Annotated in this window: 1 protein-coding gene; it reads right to left on the bottom strand. The window is 35.3% G+C overall.

The genetic code is table 11. The annotated features are described in order from the left end of the window. Window positions 1–104 precede the first annotated feature (104 nt). Window positions 105–470: transposase (locus NEH74_RS03120; RefSeq protein ID WP_262941065.1), on the bottom strand; the 366-nt coding region annotated here is incomplete at its 5' end.

Below are 470 nucleotides of genomic sequence, written 5' to 3'. Positions count from 1 at the left end.
AGCCTAGTCACCTCCAAGTAATGTCTAGGCTACTTTTTTTGGCTCTTTGTCAACTGGTGTGGGTGAAGAAATTTTATACCTGTAATCGTGAGGGATTAAGCTGCTCATTGAGCAGTTTGATTCCTTTTATTTTTTTGTTCAAAGGTGTACTTATGGATAATCAAAATTCTAGCTTTGAAATGATAGAAACTACGGTATCCAAAGGCCATGCGTTTAATCACTTTAATCTTGTTATTAATCCCTTCAAGCACTCCATTGGTATAAGATGTTTCAATCGTATTTTTGATATAATCTTGGTAGTTAGTTAATGTTTTTAAAGCTGTTTTCATTTCAGGTGAAAGTAAGTCAGAGGGGTTTTGAATGGCATGATGAAAAGCATCAAAGTTGCGAAGTTTGATGGCCTGTTTGATGGTTTGATAGAAGTCATAAGTGGCTTTTAATTCCGGATCTAAAGCGAGTAAAAAGTCGAT

This window comes from Turicibacter sp. GALT-G1 (assembly GCF_025594995.1).
In the GTDB taxonomy this organism is placed as follows: Bacteria; Bacillota_I; Bacilli_A; order MOL361; family Turicibacteraceae; genus Turicibacter; species Turicibacter bilis.
The sequence above is the reverse complement of the archived record's forward strand: the minus strand, read 5'-3'. Positions and strand labels throughout refer to the sequence as shown.